The organism is Haloarcula nitratireducens (genome assembly GCF_019599505.1).
In genome coordinates this window covers 556293-579016 of sequence record NZ_RKLT01000001.1, presented here as the reverse complement: position 1 = coordinate 579016, position 22724 = coordinate 556293, and the positions used below count along the sequence as shown (strand labels likewise).

Sequence of the window (22724 nt, the reverse complement as noted above, 5' to 3'; positions counted from 1 at the left end):
AGGTGCTACAAAAAATCGTCGTCAAGGAGTCACAGCAGTTCGAGTACGTCAGCAACGGTTCGAATCAGGGGGAGAACGTGTGAGTTCCCCAGCGGGTAATACTCTAGAACGGTCAGGACGCCGAACAACAAGGCCGCAGTCGTAGCGAGACCCAGAAGTACTGCACCGAGGCGTCCGACCCAGCCTTCGGTTCGACCCGTAGCGGCCCAAAGTGCAAGCGGTAGAGCCGTCGAGAGCGACAGCAACGCGTGCAACTGAAACGCTTCACCGATGCCGTTGATCCAGAGTGCAACGGCGACGACGACGAACTGGCCGCCGACGAGCGTCGCGACAGCGACCGTCCAGCAGAACGTTCGCCAGTGATCGTCGAGCGTGGTTCGAACCGCGGGTAGGCGGACGAGGAGATAGATGCCGAGCGGGAACAGCGGGAAGATGTAGCGCACAGTCACCTGTGCGTGAATGGGAAGCCGACTCGCGTAGAAGAGCAGGCTGGCGAGAACGGTGAGCGCCGCGAAGAGGTCAGCAACGCCGGTGGCTGAGCGAATCCGATACGCCGACTGGGACCGTCGCCACCGACGTATTGCCGGGACGACGGCTGTGAGCCCCGCCAAGACGGGCGCTGATTCGAGCAGCGAGAGATTGACGGCCTCTTCGTTCGCGAGGTCGAGCGTCCCGCTGTTGTATCCCGAGCGGACGACCGTCTGGTAGAGGGCGTCGGGATTCAGGAGCGCCGTCTCGACGCCCACTCGGAATTCTCCGAACAACAGCGCGATCGGAAGCATCGCCGTCGAGACGATGTTGGTGACTCGGTCGAGCGCCGAGGGGCCGCCACTTGGACTAGCGGCGGGTGCGCTACTGGAACCGGTAGTCCCGCTCGCCGTCGAACTCGCCTCCACCGCAGATTGCGCCCCTGCGAGGAGTCGCGGCGGCGTGATCGGCGACCCCGCGACGAGGACGTTCGTCACGAAGAAGGGGAGCAGCGAGAGCAGAAAGACCACGGTGAGGACGAGGAGCGGACGTAAGCGGTTGTCCGTAGCCGTCGAGACGTCTACGACGACGAGGACCGCTCCAAGGAGGAGCGCTTCGGGGGCGTGGACCCACGCGTAGAGGCCGACGAGGGCATACGCGAGTGCGCGGAACGTCAGCGGTCGACTCACCAGCGGTCCGTCAACGGGCTCGCGACTCCGATAGAGAGCGTAGGCGATACCGAGAACGACGGTCGCCGTGAGGACGTGGCGCTTGGGCACGGTTGCCCACAGCGCCAGCGGCGTCCCGACGAGAAGGAGGACGCCCCCGATAACGGCGATGCGAGTCGACTCCTGGCGAGCGAGAAGCCTATACAGGAGCACCGGCGCGAAGGCGGCGACGGTCGCGTGAAAGAGCTGGAGGGCGTAGAGGTGTGTTTTCGCCTCCAGCGGCCGAGCGACGGCGACGTTCAGAACGAACAGGCAGAGAACGACTATCGCGCCACCGCTCGCGATCCTCGGTCGTCCAGTATACCGAGCGACCTGCACGAACAACGCCAGTAGCGCCAGCGACCAGAGCGCTACGAACGCGATGCGGAGCGACGCGACAGCGTCGATGGCTTCGATAAGGAAGACGAACGGCAGCGAGAGGATTAGCGCTCCGTAGTTCCGCGACAGGAGGTCGCCGCCGTAGGGATGCGCGCCCGGCGTCTCCAGTCCCGAGCCGTAGGCGGCGTCGGTCAGCACCACCTGGCCGTTCGAAAGACTGTACAGCCCGTTTGCGAGCGCATAGGAATCGGTGATGAAGAAGGATGCGCGCCAGAACAGGCCGAACAGACAGAGGCTGGCGAGGAAAAACGATAGACCGAGACGGTCCCCGAACAGGACCGTCCGAAGCGTCGGCCAGAGGTGCGCCGTCGCCTTCCCAGTTAAGCGGTCGGCGACGGTGTCGGTACTCATGCCCGCACCTCGATAGTGACGTTTTGCGTTGCAACGGTTCGCCGACCAGCGTCGTCCTCTACGTGGACGCTGAGGACTCCGATGTACGAATCGCACGGTCGCTCCCCGAGGTCGACGTTGTCGGATTCCATCGTCGCTTCGTAGCGCTCCGTCGGGGACTGCAGGAAGTGAACCGTCGACCGCGTGTAGTTCAGCTCGCCGATCTGGAGACGATAGGTGAGAATCGGCGATCCCGAAAGCTCTGAGAACTGCACCGTACTTGGCGGTACGGTGAGGTAGTGTCCCTGCTGTCCGAACGAGCCCGCTTCTAGCGTCACTGTCTCGGGGAGCGTCACTGACTCCACTGTCGCGTTCCCCTCGCCGTAGGTCGTCTCGCGCGCGCTCGTTATCGAGACGCCAGGAACGAGCGGACCGGAGGCAACGGCCGTCACGAGGACGATCCCCGTCACGCCGAAGAGAAGAGCACGCAGATAACCCATAGTTACCGTCAGGTTCTCAATTTGAGATAAAGTTACCGCCACAGTGCTGCCGCTTGATAATCGGAAATACGAGAAAGTGGTTAGTCAGTTATGCTCCAGGACCGGAGTCCTGCGAGAGCGTTGCGGAGTTGTCGCCTTCGGCAGATTGGTAGACAACACGTAGTTCGTAGCTATCTTCAACAGCGGCAACAAGGGAGTTCCCTGCAGCGACTTCGGAATCTCCCGCAGTGTTTTTCCACGTTGGGGTGGACGTGTCAGAATCAAGGTCAATATTACCAGATGTGAAGCCATTAGAACCATCTTTGTCTGCTAATCCGCTCCCTCGAACATATACTTCACCGCCGTTGAGAGTGTCACCACCATCGTGAGTGATAGTGAGCTCGCCGTATCCATCAGCTGTAGCACCGCTTTCGTCGTAATCCCATGAGAAGCTGGCTTGCGGTGTCGTTTGCTGTGCCTGATCGCCAAGTCCGAGAACGAACGAGGCGATGACCGCCGCAAGGATGACCGTGATAGCCACCATTAGGATAACCCCGATAACCGGTGAGACAGCGTCGTCGTCGTTGATGAGCTGTTTTAGATCCATGTTATTCAGGCGTCAGGCCCCGAATCCTGTGAGAGGGTTGCTGAGTTGTCGCCTTCTGCGGATTGGTAGACCACACGGATGTTATAAGCACTATTCTTGACTCGTACCTCTGCAGTGTTCCCTGCCGCTACGTTAGAGTCGGTAGTGGTTCCTGCCCAACTGCCATCATTATTCAGTTGTGGATTATCAGTATCAGTATCATTTACGTCACCACGGACGTATAGTTCCGATGCTGATATCGTGTCTCCACCGTCATGAGTGATTGAAACCACGTTCTGCGTACCAGAGGAATTATAATCAAACGAGAAACTGGCTTGCGGTGTCGTTTGCTGTGCCTGGTCGCCGAGTCCGAGAACGAACGACGCGATCACGGCCGCGAGGATGACCGTGATGGCCACCATCAGGATGACCCCGATAACCGGCGAGACAGCGTCGTCGTCGTCGATGAGTTGTTTGATATCCATCGTTGTGTCCACACACCGGGTGTGTGCGAGCGGTAGGCCCCAGTTAACCCCACCTTGTGGAGCGGACCCGCGCTCGCGGAGGTGTGCTGTCTCATCTTCATGTCGTAGATATACTTATACCCATACTACGTTTTACGGCCTCAAGAACGCCTTGAAACACTACAGGACCGGGTTGTACTGCCGAAATCCGGTTCAGGAGCTAAGGGAACTCTAGATTGACAAGGATATAGTTTGAGGGCGAACAAATCAGGTCTATATCGGCAGATTGTTCGTATCACGCAGCTCAACGGCTGATCTTCTCAAAGGGAGAAAAACTGTACGCTGTATAGGATTCTCTTCGCTGATATTCCGACAGGACGGATCTATTAGTCTTCGTGGTCCCCGTCACGAGCGTTAGCGAACTCCGTGAGGGTCATCTCGCGGCCGAGGAACGTGTGATACAGCGACGAGAGAGTGAGCAGGACGGCCATCACCGTCGCCCAGACGAGCGGCGGGATGAGGGTGAACGGATAGACGCCGACCCACAGTACCACGATGACGGCGAGACTGACGGCCCCCAGCGAGAGGTAGTATTCTCGCCACGGGAACTCGCCGCTGGGAACGACCTCCAGATAGACGGTCAGCTCCTCCGTCTGTGGCGTCGTCGTGACTAACCCCTCGTCGGCGTCGTACTCGACGATGCTCGCCTCGGCCATCCGCGGCAGATGTGTCTGCTGAAGCGTCGTGTACACGCGCTTGCGCTGCGCGCTGGAGACGTCTTCGCAACAGCAGTCGTACTCCATCGCGGCCACCTCCGAAGTGAGGTCGCCGAGTTCGACCGGCCCGCCGTGTTCCCTGAGATATTGGAGGACGTAGCGGCGGCGCTCGTTCTGCAGTACGTCGAAGATCTCGCCCTTCGAGAGCGGGTCGGCTTCCTTCGTGATCGGAGAGCTCGTCTGCTGGCTCATCGGTGTGTCCTTCGACCCCACGCGCGAGCCGGTGGTGCCATGTGTCTCACAGAGATAAGCCGACCTTATTAATCGGTAGGATCGTGTAGATACTGGCCATCGTTGCGCGAAAGAAGAATTTGAGGGTCAGCTTACGCGTCGGGGCCGGACCACTCGCCGAGAGTCGCGGAACTACCCTCAGACTGGTAGACGACGCGGACCGTCGCGCTACTGAGGTCGAGGTCCTGGGGCTCGCCGCTGACAGCTGATACCTTCGTCCCGTTACTGTAGCGGAACATCGTGTTGTCGCCCTCAGCGCTAACACCAGCGGAGACAGTACTGGTGAAGAAATCGTCACCGACCGCGATATCTCCACCGTTATCGGAGGTCACACCACTTGCAGTGACGTTGAGGTCTCCCCCATCGATACTGTCACCGCCGTCGTGCGTGATCGTTAGTATTTCAGAATCGCCGCTGTTCTCGTCGTAATCGAAACTAAAGCTAGCCTGCGGGGCGGTGTTGCTGAGGTTCTCGCCGAGGCCGAGAACGAACGTTGCGATGACTGCTGCGAGGATGACCGTAATGGCCACCATCAGGATGACGCCGATGACCGGCGAGACAGCGTCGTCGTCGTTGATGAGTCGTTTGATATCCATCGTTTGTCTCCGGAACGTACCGGGGAGGGCCCGGCAGTGTCCTTAGCGAAAGAAACTCGCGCCGGTACATAAACCTACAGCACCAATTATCTGTTGTGAAAATACCCCCTGAGATAGAGGGGAGAGCTACGGTAAGATCAGTAGGGCCAGCGTAACGAACGCGGCGAGGACGAGGATGCTGAGGCCGATACCCGCTCGGAGCGGGTGGCGGACGTCTTCGTCATCGCCTCCGATAACTCGCTCGTAGAGCGCGTCGGGGTTGGCGACCGCGCTGGTGAACGCGCTCGCGGCGTTCACCGAGATCCGGTCGACGGCGGCGTACAGTTCGGTGACGCCGACGACCAGCGCCCGCATCCCGTAGAACGCTCCCGGGTTGTACAGCGAGTCGACGTCGGGGACGCGGCCGAGCTTCGAGAGGGGTTTCTTCGTCACCGCGAAGCCGATCAGGCCGAGGACGGCGAGGGCGACCCCTTCGACGACGTGGGGAACGGTGTAGGTCTTGTAGACGTGCGAGACGACGGCGCCGTCGGTCACGTCGAACGGAAGGATGGCGAACAGCGCGCTATCGAAGACGCCGTAGGCGACACACAGCGCCGCGACCGAAATCATGGCGACGCTCTGGAGGCGGTTGGCGTCGGGGACGCTGCCGTCGTACTCGCCGTGGAAGAAGGCGTAGTAGCCGAACTTGATGAACGACATGAACGTGCCGATACCACCCAGCAGGAGCAGCCATTCGAGCGTGTAGAAGTCGCCGATGGGCAGCGGCCCCTTCGAGAAGCTGTAGTGGCTCGCCGAGATGACGATGCCCTTGCTGACGAAGCCGTTGAAGCCGGGGAAGCCGGCGATGGAGAGCGCGGCGACGGTAAACGCCCCCGCGGTGAGGGGCATCTCCTTTCGGAGGCCGCCGAGTTTCTTCAGGCTCTCCTCGCCGGTGCGGTAGATGACGACGCCGGCGGTCATGAACAGCAGGCCCTTGTAGAGGATGTGGTTGAACACGTGGGCGAACGCGCCGGCCTGTGCCAGCGCGCCGCCGATGCCGACGCCGGCGATCATGTAGCCGACCTGCGACTGGATGTGATAGGAGAGCAGGCGGCGCATGTCGTTCTGGAACAGCGCGAACGTCGCGCCGAAGACGGCCATCCCGCCGCCCATGTAGGCGATGGCGACGTGGCCCTCGGGGAACGCCCGGTACATGCCGTAGACGCCGGTCTTCGTGGTGAACACGCAGAGGAAGACGCTGGCGGCGACGTGCGGGCGCGGGTAGGTGTCCGGAAGCCATGCGTGCAGGCCGATGAAGCCGACGTTGACGCCGATGCCGATTGCGGCCAGCGCCGCGGGCAGACCCGCCGCGATACCGGCCGTCTCGGGACCGCCGGGCACCGACGCGAAGAGGAACGTCCCCTTGACGACGTAGGTCTGGAGGATGGCGGCCATCAGGAGCGTCCCGCCGATGCCGTGAAAGAGCGCGTAGCGGAAGCCCGCTCGAACCGCTTTGCCGCCGTAGTACCACACCAACAGCGTGCTGGTGACGGCCATCAGCTCCCAGAAGAACAGCAGCGTGAGCCAGTCGCCGGCGAAGACGGCCCCGAAGCTCGTCGCCACGTACGAGAGCGCGAAGCCGGTCTGGACCCCGTCGGCGTCGCTGGCGTACGAATACAGCACGGCGACGGCGGCGATGAGGCCGAAGACGAGGCCCATCAGCCGCGAGAAGTCGTCAACGTTGAACAGCACCGCCTCGAACCCGAGGAACGTCGTCTGCAGGTACGCCCCGTCTGGAACGACCCACACCCACGCCGTCGCCAGCGCGGACGCGAGGACACCCAGCGCGTGCCCGCTTCGGCGGGGCAACAGGGCGACGAGTATCGCCACCGGAAGCAGGAGCGCCACCGGCGGAATCGCCGTCAGGAGGCCCGCCATCAGAGCGTCACCCCCGGGAGGTTCCCGACGACTTCGGTCACGATCTGCAGGAAGACGACGGCGTTGGGGACGATCCCCAACAGCAGCGATAGCGTCGCGGCCGTCAGGATCGGTCCGAGCATGAACCACGTGCTCTCGCCGCCCACCCAGTTACGCTGGTCCCAGCCCGTCGCCGGCGGGCCGCCGTGGTGGTCGTGGTCCTCGTGGCGCTTCCCGAGGTGGTCGACGTGTTCCGGTCTCGGCTCTTCCTCCTCTTCGTGTTCCTCGTTACCCCGCGCGTGGCGCGAATCGACCGTCTCGGCGTCGCCGCCGTCCGGCTGGAGCGCGTATCGGCCGCCGATTCCTTCCTCGACGAGCGGCTTCTCGTCGTGTTCCTCGGGCGACTCGAAGAACGCCTGATAGACGATGGGCCAGAAGTACGCGATGTTGAGCACGCCCGAGACCAGCAGCGCGCCGGCGAAAATCAGCCCGCCGCTCTCTAAGTTCAGCGCGCCGATGACGAGGTACCACTTGCTGACGAACCCCGCAACGAGCGGGATGCCGGCCATCCCGGCGGCCGCGACGCCGAAGGCGGTCATCGTCAGCGGCATCCGTCTGCCGATGCCGGCCATGTCGCTGATGTCGTCGGTGTGGGTCTCGACGTGGATCGCGCCGGCGCAGAAGAACAGCGTGAGCTTCATGAACGCGTGGGCGGGGATGTGGAGCAACCCGCCGACGAGGGCGTCGCCCTCTAGGATCGCCAGTCCGAGGACGATGTACGAGAGCTGGCTGATGGTCGAGTACGCCAGCCGCCGCTTGAGGTTGTCCTGTCTGAGCGCGATGACGCTCGCGGTCAGGAGCGTGAACGCGGCGACGGCCGCCAGCGGGAGGGCCACGCCGAGGTCCCGCATCACGTCTGGGCCGAAGACGTCGAGGACGACGCGGGCGAGCCCGAAGATGCCGCTCTTGACGACGGCGACGGCGTGGAGCAGGCCAGAGACCGGCGTCGGCGCGACCATCGCGTCGGGCAGCCAGGAGTGGGCCGGCATCAGCGCCGCCTTCACGCCGAACCCCGCGGCGAGTAACGCGAACGCGGCGCGAGCGAGCGTCGGGTCGGCCGTCGCCAGCGCCTCGATGCCGCCGGGCGCGAACGCCGTCGTCCCCGTCAGGAAGTAGACGATAGCGCTGCCCCCGAGGACTGCGACGCCCCCGGCGAAGGTGTACGCGAGGTACTTCCGACCGGCCGACCGGGCTTCGTCGGTCTCGTCGTGAGTCACCAGCGGGTACGTCGAGACCGTCAGCAGTTCGTAGAACAGGAAGAGCGTGAGCAGGTTGGCGGCGAAGGCGACGCCGACGGCGGAGGCGAGACTCGCCGCGAAGGAGGCGAAGTAGCGCGTCTGTGCGTGCTCGTCGAGGCCGCGCATGTAGCCGATGCTGTAGAAACTGGTCACGATCCACAGCAGGCTGGCGAGCAGGGCGAAGAGGATCCCCAGCGCGTCCGCTTCGAGGGCGAACGTGAGGCCGTTGCCGAACTCGCCCAGGGCGACGCGGAACTGGTCGCCGCCGAGGACGGCGGGGACCATGCTCGCGACGACGGCGAACTTCGCCAGGGCGACGGTGAGCGTCACGCCCTCGCGGACGTTTGGCCGCGATTTCAGGCCGAGGATCACCGGGATGGCGACGGCCGAGACGAGCACGGCGAGCAGCGGTCGGAGTGAGGCGACTTCGGTCATCGTTGGAGTAGTGGTGGGAGCGTCTCGTTCAGGAGGCTGTCCAACACCGGCACGCCGGCGATGAGCGCGATCGAGAGGACGGCGGCGGTGACGACGACGGCCACCATCCCAGTCGAGACGCTCTCGCCGCCGTCTGCGACGGCCGTCTCCTCGCCCTCGCGGATGGTCGGCTCGGCGAAGTAGAGCCGCTCGACCAGTCGCGCGAAGTACGCGAGCGTCAGGAGCGTGCTCGCGAGCAGCACGACGACGACCGGCCAGAGGCCCGACTCGACGGCCCCGACGACGATGTACCACTTGCCGAAGAAGCCGACGGCGGGCGGGACGCCGACCATCGCCAGCGCCAACACGGCGAAGGAGCCGGCGGCCAGCGGCGTCCGAGCGCCCATCCCGGCGTAGCTCCTGACCGACCGCGCGCCGGTCCGCCGTTCGATGATGCCGGTCGCGGCGAAGAGGCCGCCCTTCATGATGGCGTGGCCGACGAGGTGAATCGTCGCGCCGACGACGGCGACGGGCGTGGCGATGGTGAAGCCGGCGACGACGAGGCCGAACTGCGACACCGAAGAGTACGCGAGCATTCGCTGGACGTTGCTCTGAGCGACCGCCAGCGCGCTGCCGGCGATGATACTCACGCTCGCCAGCCCCAAGAGGGCCCAGCGGGCGGCCGGAACCGCGGTGAGGAAGTCGACCGTGAACACCGAGAACAGCAAGCGGGCGAGGGCGTACGCCGACACCGTCGAGACCAGCGCCGAGATGAACGCGCTGACGGTGTCGGGCGCGTTCGCGTAGGCGTCCGGTTGCCAGGTGTGCAGCGGGAACAGCGCCACCTTCACCGTCAGGCCGCCGACCACCAGGCCGAAGGCGGTCAGTACGAGCGTCGAGTCGTAGGGGGCGGCCTCGGTCCCGAGCGTCCCGGCGAGGTCCGCCATGTTCAGCGTCCCGGTCCCCGCCAAGAGATAGCCGACGCCGAGCAGGTACAGCGACGCCCCGACCGTCCCGATGATGAGGTACTTCAGCGCCGCGACGGCCGAACTCCCCTCGCGCCCGCTGGCGACGAGCCCGTAGGCGGCCAGCCCCGTGATCTCGAGGAAGACGTAGAGGTTGAACACGTCCCCCGTGACGGTCATTCCCGTCAGCCCGGTGACGAGCAGGAGGTACATGCTGGAGAACGTGTTCGAGCGCGGCCCCGCGCGGCGCGCGTACGCGAGCAGGCCGAGGGCGACGACGCTTACGAGCAGGACGACCGTCGCCGAGAGGCCGTCGACGACGAGTTCGATGCCGTAAGGCGCGGCGTAGCCGCCGACGGCGTACTCGACGACGCCGTCGGTCCAGACGGTCCACCACAACAGCCCCGCGAGGGGCGCGTGGACCAGCATCGTCACGGTCGTTATCGGCCAGCCGGCGCGGTCGGTGAGCAGCCCCGCGACGAGCGGGAGCGTCGCACCGACGATGGGCAACACGACTAGCAGCGGAGGTAGGTGGTCAATCATGGTAGAGTTGCTCCAGCGTCTCTTCGTCGAGCGTGCCGTACTCCGAGTAGATGCGGACGATGAGCGCCAGCGCCACCGCGGTGAGACTCACTCCGACGACGATGGCCGTCAGGATGAGGACGTGCGGGAGCGGGCTGACGTACGGGCCGCCGCCGTCGGTGATGACCGGCGGGTTCCCGCCCGAGCGGTAGGCCAGCGTGATGAAAAACAGGAAGATACCCGTCTGGAAGACGTTCATCCCGATGACCTTCTTCACGAGGTTCGGCGAGTCCACGAGCATGTACAGCCCGATACCGAGCAGGACGACGACGGCGTAGTAGTTGTAGTGCGTCGTCAACAGGTCCAGCTGGAGCGGGAGCGTCGCGTTCATGTCGTCTCCTCCGAGCCGTCGTCCGCGGCGTGGCTGAACCCGGCGGCCAGCAGGAAGAACAGGCCGATGACGACGCTGGCGACGACGCCGCCGATACCGAGCTCGACCAGTTCGATGCCGTACTTGATTGCGTCCTTGTACAGGAAGAGGTACTCGTCGTACTGCAGGAACTGCCCGCCCAGCGCGAGCGCGCCGAGACCGACGGCGGCGAACGTGAGGACGCCGCCGGCGGCCAGCGCCGTGACCACTCGCTCGTCCACCCACTGCCGGGTGGACTCGATGCCGTAGGCGAACGCGATCATCATCACCACCGAGCCGGCGGCGACGCCGCCCTGGAACCCGCCGCCGGGGGTGTCCGCGCCGTGGAACATGATGAACATCGCGAACGTCAACACGAACGGCGCGACGACGCGTACCGTCGTCATGATGATGGTGCTCTCGACGTAGAGGCCGGGCTGCTCGTCGGCGCTCATGCGAACACCTCCCGACGCAGGACCGAGAGGGCGACGACGCCCGCGGCGAAGACCACGACGGCCTCCCCGAGCGTGTCGAACCCGCGGTAGGCCGCGAGCACCGCGGTCACGGCGTTCTTGACCTGCGTCTCCTTGTAGGCGTTTTCGAGGTAGTACTGCGTCACGTCACCGCCGACCACCGGCGCGTTCGGGGCCCCGATGGCCGGCAGCGCCGGGACGGTCGCGCCCATCACCAGGACGAAGACGGAGACGAGAGCCACCGCCTTCAAGTCGACCGATTCGAACAGCTCGTCGGTGTCGGGCGAGACGGTGTTCGCGAGCGTCAACAGGAACAGGATGGTCATGATGCCCGCCCCCACCGCGGCCTCGGTCAGTCCCACGTCCGGCGCCTGTAAGATGAGCCAGAGGATGGAGATGCCGAGGCTGTAGGCGGCGAAGGACATCACCGCCGCGAGCGTATCGCGGAGGAGCGCCGCGCCGATGGCACAGCCGACGACGAAGACGAGCAGCGCGCCTTCGAGCAGCGTCAGCGTCATCGCTCACCCTCCCCGTCTTCGACCGTCCACGGTTCGATACCTTGTTCCTGTGCGGCGCGGGCGATGGCGTGAGCCGCCGTCGGGTTCGTCGTGAACATGAACGTGAGGAGGAAGACGGCCTTGATCGTCGAGAGGTCCGTCTGCAGGGCGAATCCGACCGCGGCGATGGTGAGGACCGCCCCGAGCGTGTCGCTCTTCGAGGCCGCGTGAGCGCGCGTGTAGATGTCCGGAAGCCGGAGGATGCCGAGCGCCGCGACGCCGCCGAAGAACGCGCCGACGAGGGCGAGGGCGACGATACCCCACTCGAGGGGCGTCACAGCACACCCCCGTGCTCGACGTTGAACTTCGAGAACGCGATCGAGAGCAGGAAGTTCAACAGGGCGTACACTAACGCCACGTCGAGGAAGACCGGCTCGTCGAACGCCGCCGAGACCAGCGCGATGGCGATGACGGTGTTGGTCCCCATGACGTTGACCGCGATGACCCGGTCGTGGATCGTCGGGCCGACGTAGACGCGGTACAGCGCCACGACGGCGAAGAGGACGAACGCCGCGGCGATGGCCAGCAGCGCCTGTTCGAACTCAACCATCCTGTCCCTCCCCGTCGTCGCCGCGTTCGCGGGGCGACGCGATGGCGGCCGCCTCGCGGCCGTAGAAGACGAACCTGACCGCGCGCTCGAGACCGCCGTCGAAGAGGTCCTCGCGGGAGCCGGCGGTCAGCGAGTGGATGTCGAACGCCCGGTCGGTGACGCTGATCGTCAGCGTGCCGGGCGTGAGCGTGATGCTGTTGGCGAGCGTCGTCACGGGTGCGTCCCCCCAGACGGCCGCTTGCAGTTGGACGACCTTCGGGTCGATCGGCAGGCTCGGGTGGAGGACGACGTACGCGATCTGGAGGTTGGCGACCGCGATCTCCTTCAGCAGATAGGGCGCGTAGATGACCATCCGAACGAGTTGCCGGCCGACTCGACGCAAGGAGGGTTGCTGGCTGAACGTAACCGGCGCGAGTAACACCGCGACGAGCGCCGCGGTGAAGGCCCCGGTCGCGAAGTCCAGCGGCTTCCACGAGGAGAGCAGCATGTAGAAGAGATACGACGCGCCGAAGACGGCGAGGTACTTCGGGAGCGACGCCGCCCGAGCGAGGACGGTCCCCTCCGCCCGTCGCTCGACGGGCGCTTCCTCTATCTCCGCGTCGCCGCGGGCGAGTTCCATCTCCAGGGGGCGCAACATCGGCGTCGCGCCGCCGGGGCTGTACTCCGGGTCGAGGACGATGCGACCGATGCCGTGTTCGTCGGCGTAAGCGAGTATCGCGTCCGCGTAGTCGCCGGGGCTGAACAGGTAGCGGTCGGCACCGAGGACGTCGGTCTCGACGGTGACGTCCGACGGGACCTCCTCGCCGAAGTCCTCTTCGACCCACACTTCGACGCGTTCGAGCAGTTCGGCGGCCTCGCCGAGCTCCTCGGGCGCGTCCGGGTCGACCGACCGAGTGCTGGCGATGGCGACGAAGTGGAGTTCGACCGGGCCGTCTGTGACCGCCGACTGGGCCTCGTCGACGACGTACGCGACAGTGTTCCGCATCGTCACGGAGTCGTCGACCGGGACCAGCAGACGGCGGGCGTCGGATGCAGTCACAATGGTTTGTTGAGAATCCTGTCTGTGGTGTTTCGCAGGCGCTACAGTCGTTGGTGTGGACGAACCGTGGGACGGAGAAAACTATTTCGCATCACGGCAGCGCGTGCCCCCTCCGGGGCGTCGGTCGCCGTCAGTTCAATCGGTCTCTCGGCCGTCGCGCGACGGCCGTCTCCCGGGCGACACGCCGATTAGCTACGCGCTCTTACCGTCCGCTATACGACGATGAATCCCCCGCAGTTCGACGATTTCGACCACAGTTCGCACATGCACAGGGCCTTCAAGCTCGCGCGCGAGGCCGCGGCCCGCGGCGACGAGCCGTTCGGGTCGGTGCTCGTCCGCGACGACGCTGTCGTCATGTCCGACTCGAACCGAGTAGTGACGGAAGCCGACATCCGACGCCACCCCGAACTCCACCTCGCCCACCGCGCGTGCCGGGAGTACGACGCCGACGAGCGCGCGGAGATGGTCATGTACACGAGCACCGAGCCGTGTCCGATGTGCGCCGGCGGGATGGCGACGGCGGGGTTCGGCCGCGTCGTCTACAGCGTCGGCCACGAGGAGATCGCGGCGTTCACCGGCGGCGAGCCGGCACCCGGCTCCGCGGAGATCCTGGACGGGATCACGGACGTCGTCGGGCCGGTCTGCAACGACGAGGGGCGACGGATTCACCGGGAGTTCGACTGGTGACGGCTTCGTCACTCACGGCGTCAGTACCCCCCGGAGACGAAGTGGAGCCCGACGATCCCGAAGACGATCACGGAGATGAAGAGGAGGCGGGCGCTCGTCGCCGGCTCGTCGAACAGGACGATACCGAGCGCCGCGGTTCCGACGGCTCCGATCCCGGTCCAGACGGCGTACGCCGTCCCGATGGGGAGGTCTTGGACGGCTCTCGCCAGTAACACCATGCTGACGGCGAGCGAGAGGACCGTGCCCGCGGTGGGGAGCGGTTTCGAGAGGCCGTCGGAGTACTCGAGGCCTATCGCCCAGCCGACTTCGAACAACCCGGCGACGAAGAGGAGGAGCCACGACATCTCGTCGCTTCTTCTTCGCTACCCGGACTATGGCTTTCGGTATCGAGCCGACCCCACCGGACGGGCCGGTATACGCCGAGCGTCGCTGCCGCTCCGACCGCGATGAGCGACCCGCGCGCCGGTCTCTCACCCGTCCAGCGTCGTTCGCAGTTCCTCGGCGACGCGCAGTCCGAGTCCCCCCTTGTCGCCGACGTACTCGCTCGCGTCGTCGTCGCGGACGAACAGCGCGCGCGTCTCGGCTCCGCCCATCACGCTCGCGTCGTTGGCGACGACGAACGCGAGGTCGACCCGGTCGCGGAGCTCGCGCGCGCGTTCGACGAGTCGCTCGTCGTCGCCGGCCGATTCGACCTTGAAGCCGACGATGGGGAGGTCGGGATGGGACTCCCGAACCGTGTCGATGAGCTTCGGCGTCGGTTCGAGTTCGAGCGTCAGGTTCTCCTGCCCGCTCTGTATCTTCTCGTCGGCTCCGGCGACGGTGTAATCGGAGATGGCGGCCGCCGAGACCAGCGCGTCGGCCTCGGACGCAAGATCGGCGACGGCGGCGGTCATCTCGGCGGCTGACTCGACCGGTTCGACGGCCGCGTAGGGTACCGCCGGGCCGTCGTGGACCAGCGTCACGTCCGCGCCGTAGACGTGACACGCCCGCGCGACCGCTCTCCCGGTCCGGCCCGAGGCGCGACTGGAGAGCGTTCGAACCGGGTCGACGGACTCCGTGGTCGCGCCGGCGGTGACGACGACGTGCTCTCCGGCGAGCGGGCGGTCTCCCGCGGCGCGCGCGACGGCCGTGACGATGGCCTCCTCGGTCGCGATCTTCGCTTTCCCCTCCTCGATTCGCGGATCGACGAACGCGACGCCCCAGGACTCGACGCGGTCGATGGCGTCGGCGACGCCGGGGTGGTCGTACATCGGCTCGTGCATCGCCGGCGCGACGACGACGGGAACGTCCGCGCCGAGCGCCGTCGTCGCACAGGTCGTCACCGGCGTGTCGTCGATGGCCGCCGCGACCTTCCCGACGGTGTTGGCCGTCGCGGGCGCGAGCAAGAGCACGTCGCCCCAGCCCTCGACGCCGCAGAGTTCGACGTGTTCGACGGCTCCGGTCAACTCCGTGACGACGTCGTTCTCGGTGGCGAACTCGACGGCCCACGGGTGGACGATGCCCGTCGCGCTGTCGGTCATGACTGCCCTGACGTTCGCCCCTTCCCGGCGCAGTTCGTGGGCCAGTTCCACCGTCTTGACCGCGGCGATGGAGCCCGAGACCCCCAACACGACGTTGACTCCCTGCAGCATGGCCCTCACTTCACCGCCGCCGCCTAAAAGTCTCCCCTCGTTCGGTTCCCGAACGACGAACGTCGTCTCGGACCGGCGACGCCCCGGAAAACGTAGGGGAGGGTTTGAGTGGTCCCTCCCCGTAGAGGGAGGTATGGACACGGATCGACTGACGAAACTCGCCCTCAACTACCTCGTGCTGTTCGTGCTGGTGTTTCTGGTCCTCGCGGCCGTCCGAGCGATCGTCGGCGACGTCGGCTTCTGGGTCGAGATGGCGATCGTCGTCGTGGTCGCCTTCGCCTATCGCCCCGTCGTGACGCGACTCGGCGTCGCTCCCAGCGGCTGGGAATAGGCGACGCTCGACAGCGCCGAGGACGACCCGGCGACAGACGAGTTCCACGTCGAGACGCGCTCGCACCCGCCGGCCGAGAAGCGCATCGAACGACTCGGGAACGTGCTCCGAGAACTGTAGCTTCGTTCCGGCTCGCCGCTCAGTCTTCGTCCTCGGCGATGCTCGGGTGCATCGTCGGTTCGCCGGGCATCGGCTGCTCGAAGTACCGCTGCATCACTTCGAGCGACTCCTCCTCGCGCCGCTTTCGCTCCGCTTCGCTTATCTCCTCACAACCCGGTGGCACATCGCGGTCGCGGTCGGTGAAGTAGCCCTCCGGGGCCGTCCAGTCGTGGTAGAAGTCCACGTCGCTGTCCTCTACGAGCGTCAGCCCGACCTGTGCGCCGTGGCCCGCGGCGACGATGGTCTGGTGGTACTGCTCGGCCAGTCGGCCGGCCGCGTAGAGGCCGTCGACGGCGGTCCGCCCGAGGTCGTCGACGCCGACGAACTCCTTGCTCCCGCGGTCTATCAGCTCCACGTCGAGCCCGGCGAGATACGAGGCGTCGGCCCATGCCGCCGCGACGACGTAGTCAGATTCGAACTCCTCGCCGTCGGCGACGGTGGTCACGAACCCGTCGTCGGTCTCCTCGACCCGCTGGACGCGGCCGTCCGTGAACCACGCGCCCGCGCGGCGGGCCTGTGCGCGGATCAGTTCGAGAAGGAGTCGCGGATTCACGCCGGCGGGAAAGCCCGGGTAGTTTTCGAGGTGTGCGTTGCGGTTCAGAATGGACTCGTCGGTCGAGACGATCCGCGTCGAGACGCCGGCCCGCGCGGTGTAGATGGCCGCCGAGAGGCCCGCGACGCCGCCGCCGACCACGACGACGGATTCCGGTTCCGTGGACATGCGCGCCGGTTACCCGCCCCGGGACAGAAATCTGCCGGTTCGACGCCAGAACGCTGGACCGCCGTCACGGGGCGGTAGGGTCCCGCTGCCCGCGATATCGAATCCTAGCGCTACCCGAAGCCTCATAATGACTCACCTACTAGAAGGGGCGTAATGACCGACACCGTCGACGAGGTGGACCTGCCCTACGACGAAGACGCCTCCCAGCAGAAGAAGATAGAGGCGCTGCAGGAACGGCTCGAGGTGCTCGAAGCACAGAACGAGGAGATGCGGGACAAACTGCTCGACGCCAACGCCGAGAACAACAAGTACCAGCAGAAACTGGAGCGGCTGACCCACGAGAACAAGAAGCTCAAGCAGTCGCCGCTGTTCGTCGCGACCGTCCAGGAGGTGGGCGAGGACGGCGTCATCATCAAACAGCACGGCAACAATCAAGAGGCGCTTACCGAGGTCACCGACGAGATGCGCGACGGCCTCGAACCGGACGACCGGGTCGCCGTCAACAACTCCCTCTCTATCGTCAAGCAACTCGACGACGAGACGGACGTCCGCGCCCGCGTGATGCAGGTCGATCAGTCGCCCGACGTCACCTTCGCCGACATCGGCGGTATCCAGGAGCAGATGGAGGAGGTCCGGGAGACGGTCGAGATGCCGCTCATCAGCCCCGAGATGTTCGAGGACGTCGGCATCGACCCGCCGAGCGGCGTCTTGCTCCACGGCCCGCCCGGTACCGGCAAAACGATGCTGGCGAAGGCCGTCGCCAACGAGACCGACGCCACCTTCATCAAGATGGCCGGCTCCGAGCTCGTCCACAAGTTCATCGGCGAGGGCGCGAAACTCGTCCGCGACCTCTTCGAACTCGCCCGACAGGAGGAACCCGCCGTGGTCTTCATCGACGAGATCGACGCCATCGCGGCGAAGCGAACCGAATCGAAGACCAGCGGCGACGCCGAGGTCCAGCGGACGATGATGCAGCTGCTCTCGGAGATGGACGGCTTCGACGACCGCGGCGAGATCCGCATCATCGCCGCCACCAACCGCTTCGACATGCTCGACCGCGCCATCCTCCGACCCGGTCGCTTCGACCGCCTCATCGAAGTCCCCAACCCGAACTTCGAGGGTCGCAAGGAGATCTTCAAGATCCACACGCGCGGCATGAACGTCGCCGACGACGTGGACTTCGAGGGCCTCGCAGAGGCCATCGACGACGCCTCCGGGGCCGACGTGAAGGCCGTCTGTACCGAGGCCGGGATGTTCGCCATCCGCGACGACCGCACCGAGGTCGAGATGGCGGACTTCGAGAACGCCTGGGAGAAGATTCAGCAGGAAGAAGACGAGGACGAAGAGGTCTCGCGAACCTTCGCCTGATTCGCACCGCCGCGTTCTCCGTCGCTCTCTTCACCGGTTTCTCCGCTGTTCTCCCGGTCGCTCGTTTCCAGAACACGGAAAGCCCTCGCTTTCTCAGTTCTCGTATGGCCGTCGCAGACAGACTCCAGTCGCGCGCTCGCGCTCGCCCGCGCCTCGTCACCGCCGTCGTCTCGCTGGTCGGTTACGCGCTGGTCTTCGGGACGTTCGGCGGCGTGCTGCCGTTCCCGACCATCAGCAACGAGACCGTTATCTTCCTCTCCGACGCGATCGCCGTCGTCAACGCCTGTGCGCTAACCGCCATCCTCGTCGGCGTCTACTTCATCAAGAACGGCGAGGTCCGCAAGCACCGAGCGGCGATGTTGACCTCGTTCGCCCTCATCATGGCCTTCCTCGTGCTGTACCTCCTGAAGGTCGGGGGCGGCTTCGAGAAGGCGATTCTCGCCGAGGGAGTCGTCTGGTGGGCGTACATCCTGATGCTCGCGGTCCACGTCCTCCTCTCGGCCGTCTCCGTCCCAGTGGTCGTCCACGCGGTCGTCCTCGGCCTCTCGCATACTCCGGCCGAACTCCGCGAGACGGCCCACGCGCGAGTGGGGCGAATCGCCGTCGCCGCGTGGGGACTGAGCCTCTTTCTCGGCTTAGTGACGTACGTGATGCTCAACCACGTCTACGGCTGGGTGCCCCGCGGCGAGGCGGCGCTGCTGCTGGCCGCCGTCGGACCGAAGCTCCCGGCGCTGGGCGAGTAGTCGAAAAAAGAGCGTCTCGAAGGTCGATTCTCCGGCCGTTCGCGCTCCTACTGTAGCGGTGTGAACGGCACCGTCGCCAGCGTCTCCGCGTCGTAGTCCAGCACCTCGCTCTGGTTGGCGCCCTCCGGCGTCAGGCAGTCGATGATGCGGGTGGCGTTGTCGCCGGCCCCGCTCTTCGCGCCGCCGAAGATGTAGCCTCCGGCGTCTTCCCGCACGTCGCGGAAGGCGCCGAAGTCCTCGGACCCGACGACGGGCGCGACGGACACCGACGAGATATCGAGACCACCCAGCGCGCTCTTCTCTACGGAGAGGATGACGCTGTTGCGGCCGAAGTCGACGAGTTTCCGCGGGGACCCGGTCTGAGTCCCGCTCGCGTCCCTGACGCTCCCACCGAAGCCACTGGCGTCGACCCGGTAGTCCCACTCGCTGCCGAAGTTGGCGGTGACGTTCAGGTCGCCCAGTTCTGTCGTCCGCCCACCTGCGCGAGACGGGTCGCTCAGGTACAGGACGAAGTAGTGCGGCGAGAAGTCCCCGCCGAAGGCGTCGTAGAGGTTCGCCACCTCGAAAGAGAAGAGATAGGCGTCCTCCGTCTCGAAGACGCTGAACGTCCGCAGGTCGAACGCGCCGTCCTGGAACGCGCCGTTGGTCGGGTAGACGTACTCGCCCGGCCCGTAGTCGTCGCCGCTCGGGTCAGTGAAGGTGGCGACGAGTTCGCCGGGCCGAATCTCCACCGTCTGCTCGGCGAGGATATCACTGTCGTCGGGGTCACGGAGCGCTACGTCGTAGGTGCCCCGCGAAGAAATGGTGTAGCCGAACTGGAACGTCTCGTCGGTCGCACCCGGTTCCAGACGGACGTTCTCCGTCGACACCACGTCGCCGTCGACGAGTATCTCGACGGTGCGCCCGCCGACGAACTCGCCGTCGTTGGACCCCGTCGCGGTGATGAAGGGAGCGTCTAGCGACGCGCTGTCCTCGATGGCGAACGTGAGGTCCTGTTCGGGCCGCTTGTACTCGACGAGGCGGTCGATCTCTCTGCCCTCGGCGGGGCGGAGTTTGACTGCCGTCCCGCCGCTACGAGCCATCGACGCGAGGAACGTCGTGCTCGGGTCGACGACGGCCTCGTCGATACGGACGTACGTCGGGTCGGCATCCACGTCGGCCCGGGCGCCGTCGGAGTAGATTTCGGCGACGTACTTCCGGCCCCGTGGCCCGTTGCCTTGTGAGTTCCCTCGGCCCTTCCCCTCGCCCGCGTTCAGGAACTCGAGGGGGACGTCTATCGCACGGCCGCCGTCGTCGGACATCGCGCCGAGATACCAGGTGTCGTCCTTCCGCCGGGCGGTCACTGAGTAGTCGCCTATCTCGCCGTCGACGGCGACGGTGTCGTCCCAGCCGCCGGCGGGCACATCCTCGACGAACGCGAACTCGGGTTCGGCGGCGACGTTCTCGTTCGCCACGTAGTCGTCGTCGAGGTCGGTGTATTCCGCCGGGAACGGGGCTGCCTCGCCCTGTTCGGTGACGCCGACCGTGTTCACGTTCAAGCCGCCGACGTCGCCGCTCTCGAAGGCGCCCTCCGAGTCGACGGCGTAGTCGAGGACGAGGCTGACGGCGTTCTCGCCGGCGTCGAGGTCCACGTCGACGGACTGGACTCCCCAGTCGTCCCAGTAGTCAGTGAACGATGGTTCGACGGTCTGTGTCGTGCCGTTGACGTCGAGCGTGAACTGTGGGTTACCGTTGTCGACGACGCGGCCGGCGTTCTCCTCGCCGTCGCTGGCGTAGCGGAGATGGAGCGTGTAGGTGCCGGCGCTCGGAACATCGGTGACGGTGAACGACACCGACGCACCCGATGGTTCGCGGTTGGGGTCCAGCGGAACGTAGTTGGTCCCGAAAGCGTCTCGCCAGTCGTCAGACGTGATGGTTCCCTCGCTGAGTGTGCCGGCGGCCGCTTGGACGAACTCGCCGACGCCCACTTCGTCGTTCACGTACGCCTCAACCCGGTCGGCGGCCATCTGGATACCCGCGTTGTACGTGGGGTACATCGCGAGTTGTTTCGCGCGCGTCGTCTGAATCTGCCCGCCGGTATCGTCGTTGAAGGTGATGTCGAAGATGCCGGGCTGATAGCTGGTCGGCCCCGCGAGCATCCGCGTGTACGGGAGCGTGACGTGGTGCTTGCGGCCGACGTTCGACCCGAGTTCACCGAACCCGTCGTACTCCTGTGCCTTGACGACTTCACGAGCGGCGACGTTGGGGTAGGTCCGGCGTTCCCCGGTGGGCTTGATACCTTCGTGAATCTCCAGCAGTTGGCGCTCGCCCGCCGCTTCTCGGATGACAGTGCGGTGGTGATTGACCGCCAGCTGGCAGTGCTGGTTGTGTGTCGCCGTCGTCCCGTCGCCCTCGAAGCCAAGACCCGGATCCGAGACGTAGCCGTTCTTGATCGAACGGATGCCGGCGCTCTCGTAGCCGTCGAAGATGTCCTCGTTCAGAATCTCGTCTTCGTAGTTCGGGATGTTCCCGGCCGTCTCGTTGTGGATGGTCATCTCCACCGACGACGGGAGGTTCGCGCCGTAGTCGGTCACTTCCGGCACGTCGAAGTCTGGATAGGAATCCCCGACGCCCATCTCCAGTCCCGACCCGTCGCCGGGGTAGGTGTCCCAGCCCTGGTTCCAGCCCTCGACGAGGACGCTGTCGATGCCGTTCTCGCTGGCGAAGTTCATGTACCGCTTCATCCGTTCGGTGCGCGCACCGTGGATGTACCCGGCCGGGTTGTTGCCGTTGCTGGCGACTTCGTCGTCAGTCTTGTACTCCCAGTTGGCGTTCCCGGCGATCATCGTCCACCAGATGCCGATGTACTTCCGGGGGGTCAGCCAACTCGTGTCGACGCCGCCTGACCCGTCGCCGGGTAGCACCTCGTCGTTCCGGTCCTCGTTCAGCAGCGGTATCAGCGAGGACTCCACGAGGTCACCGGGACTCCGGCCGAACTGGATGGTCCGCCAGGGCGTCGCGTTGGGAGCCGACAGCGACGCTTTGGTGTTGTCCGGGAGCGGTGCCAGTTGTGTGGTGAAGGCCGTCCCGCCACTGTCCGTGGCCGGGACGATAGAGGCCGTCGAGTAGTCGTCTAAGCCGGCCTCGTGGACGCTCATGTAGGCGTCCTCGTCGGCCTTGATGGTCAGCGGCGTGTGCGCGCCGGTCCGAATCGTGTTGCCGTTCGGTCGGATGCTCCGGGTCCCGGCGTCGACGTCACTCAGACTCGACTCCCGGTACTCCTGTTCGAAGCGCGGGTTGGTAAACTCGTTGCGAATCCACCACGCCGTGTAGTCGTCGGCGAAGTTGTACTGCGTGTTCTCCGAGGCGACGACGAGTTGCTCGCTGTTCACCGCGAACGAGTCGTCGAAGACGACGCGGAACCCGAGGCCGTCGTCGAACACCCTGACCTCGAGGTTCGCCGACCGGCCCGGGCCGGCCGTCTCCTCGAGGCCGAGGCGGAGATAGCTGTACTCCGCTGTGACGCTGTCGTACTGGTCCCACTCGGGGGTCCACGACTCCGTCTCGGTGCCGGAGTCACTACCGGTGATCGTGATGCCGACACCGCTACTGCCGTCGTCACTGACGCCGAACGTCGCCTGATTCTGAAAGTCGAAGCCCAGCGCCGACGATTCGACGTAGGTCGTCCCGTCGAAGGCGACGTTGTAGGTCGGTGTCCCACCAGACACGTCGACCTGCACGCCGATGCTACCGTCCGGGGAGGTGACCGTCTGCGTGTCGCTGTCGTCGCCGTCTGTGACCTGCGCTGCGACGGACTCGGGTATCTGTTGCGTGTACGCGGCCGCCGCTACCAGCGACGCGACCCCGCCGAGGAACTCTCGGCGATCGAGACGGTTCGAAGTTTGTTGTGATCTTCTTCCAGCCATTCCATTCAGGCTCCGGCGGC

The 22724-nt window shown here is 65.6% G+C and carries 23 protein-coding genes; 4 read left to right on the top strand and 19 right to left on the bottom strand.

Annotation, left to right across the window (positions count from 1 at the left end; genetic code table 11):
• Positions 1 to 29 precede the first annotated feature (29 nt).
• From EGH23_RS03000 to EGH23_RS02930, 15 genes are all read right to left on the bottom strand, one after another.
• A complete protein-coding gene (locus EGH23_RS03000; protein WP_220578543.1) occupies positions 30 to 1925 on the bottom strand; it encodes a hypothetical protein in 1896 nt (631 codons plus the stop codon).
• Positions 1922 to 2404, bottom strand: coding sequence for a hypothetical protein (locus EGH23_RS02995; RefSeq protein ID WP_220578542.1), 483 nt, complete (start codon positions 2402 to 2404; stop codon positions 1922 to 1924). The genes EGH23_RS03000 and EGH23_RS02995 overlap by 4 nt, the downstream gene beginning before the upstream one ends.
• Positions 2405 to 2492: 88 nt before the next feature.
• A complete protein-coding gene (locus tag EGH23_RS02990) occupies positions 2493 to 2990 on the bottom strand; it encodes a type IV pilin domain-containing protein (RefSeq protein WP_220578541.1) in 498 nt (165 codons plus the stop codon).
• Positions 2991 to 2995: 5 nt separating this feature from the next.
• Positions 2996 to 3454 carry a type IV pilin domain-containing protein gene (locus EGH23_RS02985; protein ID WP_220578540.1) on the bottom strand — a complete coding sequence of 153 codons (459 nt, stop codon included), beginning with the start codon at positions 3452 to 3454 and terminating at the stop codon, positions 2996 to 2998.
• Positions 3455 to 3819: 365 nt separating this feature from the next.
• A complete protein-coding gene (locus tag EGH23_RS02980) occupies positions 3820 to 4401 on the bottom strand; it encodes a DUF7344 domain-containing protein (RefSeq protein WP_220578539.1) in 582 nt (193 codons plus the stop codon).
• 131 nt (positions 4402 to 4532) lie between these two features.
• Positions 4533 to 5036, bottom strand: a complete 504-nt coding sequence (locus EGH23_RS02975) for a type IV pilin domain-containing protein (protein WP_220578538.1) — start codon at positions 5034 to 5036, stop codon at positions 4533 to 4535.
• A 126-nt stretch (positions 5037 to 5162) separates the two neighbouring features.
• Complete coding sequence (locus EGH23_RS02970; protein ID WP_220578537.1) at positions 5163 to 6953, bottom strand: Na(+)/H(+) antiporter subunit D; 1791 nt, start codon at positions 6951 to 6953, stop codon at positions 5163 to 5165.
• Entirely contained in the window at positions 6953 to 8665 is a 1713-nt protein-coding gene (locus EGH23_RS02965; RefSeq protein ID WP_220578536.1) for a cation:proton antiporter, read from the bottom strand. The genes EGH23_RS02970 and EGH23_RS02965 overlap by 1 nt, the downstream gene beginning before the upstream one ends.
• The gene (locus tag EGH23_RS02960) at positions 8662 to 10152 is read right to left on the bottom strand and encodes a monovalent cation/H+ antiporter subunit D family protein (RefSeq protein ID WP_220578535.1); all 1491 of its coding nucleotides are present in this window, start codon (positions 10150 to 10152) and stop codon (positions 8662 to 8664) included. Before EGH23_RS02960 ends, EGH23_RS02965 begins: the two co-directional genes overlap by 4 nt.
• Positions 10145 to 10522 carry a cation:proton antiporter subunit C gene (locus EGH23_RS02955; protein WP_220578534.1) on the bottom strand — a complete coding sequence of 126 codons (378 nt, stop codon included), beginning with the start codon at positions 10520 to 10522 and terminating at the stop codon, positions 10145 to 10147. The genes EGH23_RS02960 and EGH23_RS02955 overlap by 8 nt, the downstream gene beginning before the upstream one ends.
• Positions 10519 to 10995 (bottom strand): Na(+)/H(+) antiporter subunit B, encoded by a 477-nt coding sequence (locus EGH23_RS02950; RefSeq protein ID WP_220578533.1) that lies wholly within the window; start codon positions 10993 to 10995, stop codon positions 10519 to 10521. Before EGH23_RS02950 ends, EGH23_RS02955 begins: the two co-directional genes overlap by 4 nt.
• Complete coding sequence (locus tag EGH23_RS02945) at positions 10992 to 11531, bottom strand: DUF4040 domain-containing protein (protein WP_220578532.1); 540 nt, start codon at positions 11529 to 11531, stop codon at positions 10992 to 10994. The genes EGH23_RS02950 and EGH23_RS02945 overlap by 4 nt, the downstream gene beginning before the upstream one ends.
• On the bottom strand, positions 11528 to 11848 hold the full coding sequence (gene mnhG / locus EGH23_RS02940) for a monovalent cation/H(+) antiporter subunit G (protein ID WP_220578531.1): 321 nt from the start codon (positions 11846 to 11848) through the stop codon (positions 11528 to 11530). The genes EGH23_RS02945 and mnhG overlap by 4 nt, the downstream gene beginning before the upstream one ends.
• Entirely contained in the window at positions 11845 to 12120 is a 276-nt protein-coding gene (locus EGH23_RS02935; protein ID WP_220578530.1) for a cation:proton antiporter, read from the bottom strand. Before EGH23_RS02935 ends, mnhG begins: the two co-directional genes overlap by 4 nt.
• Entirely contained in the window at positions 12113 to 13159 is a 1047-nt protein-coding gene (locus EGH23_RS02930) for a monovalent cation/H+ antiporter subunit E (RefSeq protein ID WP_328765779.1), read from the bottom strand. Before EGH23_RS02930 ends, EGH23_RS02935 begins: the two co-directional genes overlap by 8 nt.
• A gap of 222 nt (positions 13160 to 13381) precedes the next feature.
• Between EGH23_RS02930 and EGH23_RS02925 the strand changes: the two genes are divergently transcribed.
• Positions 13382 to 13846: a nucleoside deaminase gene (locus tag EGH23_RS02925; RefSeq protein WP_220578529.1), complete on the top strand. Its 465-nt coding sequence runs from the start codon at positions 13382 to 13384 to the stop codon at positions 13844 to 13846.
• A gap of 20 nt (positions 13847 to 13866) precedes the next feature.
• Here EGH23_RS02925 and EGH23_RS02920 read toward each other — a convergent pair whose 3' ends face one another.
• Both EGH23_RS02920 and coaBC read right to left on the bottom strand, forming a co-directional pair.
• Complete coding sequence (locus tag EGH23_RS02920; protein ID WP_220578528.1) at positions 13867 to 14190, bottom strand: DMT family transporter; 324 nt, start codon at positions 14188 to 14190, stop codon at positions 13867 to 13869.
• Positions 14191 to 14316: 126 nt separating this feature from the next.
• Entirely contained in the window at positions 14317 to 15477 is a 1161-nt protein-coding gene (gene coaBC, locus EGH23_RS02915; protein WP_220578527.1) for a bifunctional phosphopantothenoylcysteine decarboxylase/phosphopantothenate--cysteine ligase CoaBC, read from the bottom strand.
• 133 nt (positions 15478 to 15610) lie between these two features.
• On the opposite strand from coaBC, the gene EGH23_RS02910 reads away from it, so the two are divergent.
• Complete coding sequence (locus EGH23_RS02910) at positions 15611 to 15808, top strand: hypothetical protein (protein WP_220578526.1); 198 nt, start codon at positions 15611 to 15613, stop codon at positions 15806 to 15808.
• Positions 15809 to 15947: 139 nt separating this feature from the next.
• Here EGH23_RS02910 and EGH23_RS02905 read toward each other — a convergent pair whose 3' ends face one another.
• Entirely contained in the window at positions 15948 to 16688 is a 741-nt protein-coding gene (locus tag EGH23_RS02905; RefSeq protein WP_220578525.1) for an NAD(P)/FAD-dependent oxidoreductase, read from the bottom strand.
• A gap of 153 nt (positions 16689 to 16841) precedes the next feature.
• Here EGH23_RS02905 and pan1 point away from each other — a divergent pair, with 153 nt between their 5' ends.
• Both pan1 and EGH23_RS02895 read left to right on the top strand, forming a co-directional pair.
• Complete coding sequence (pan1, locus tag EGH23_RS02900; protein WP_220578524.1) at positions 16842 to 18056, top strand: proteasome-activating nucleotidase Pan1; 1215 nt, start codon at positions 16842 to 16844, stop codon at positions 18054 to 18056.
• A 104-nt stretch (positions 18057 to 18160) separates the two neighbouring features.
• The gene (locus tag EGH23_RS02895) at positions 18161 to 18799 is read left to right on the top strand and encodes a DUF420 domain-containing protein (RefSeq protein WP_220578523.1); all 639 of its coding nucleotides are present in this window, start codon (positions 18161 to 18163) and stop codon (positions 18797 to 18799) included.
• Between the two features lie 47 nt (positions 18800 to 18846).
• Here the strand turns inward: EGH23_RS02895 and EGH23_RS02890 are convergent, their stop codons facing one another.
• On the bottom strand, positions 18847 to 22704 hold the full coding sequence (locus tag EGH23_RS02890; protein WP_220578522.1) for a glycoside hydrolase family 97 N-terminal domain-containing protein: 3858 nt from the start codon (positions 22702 to 22704) through the stop codon (positions 18847 to 18849).
• Positions 22705 to 22724: the final 20 nt, after the last annotated feature.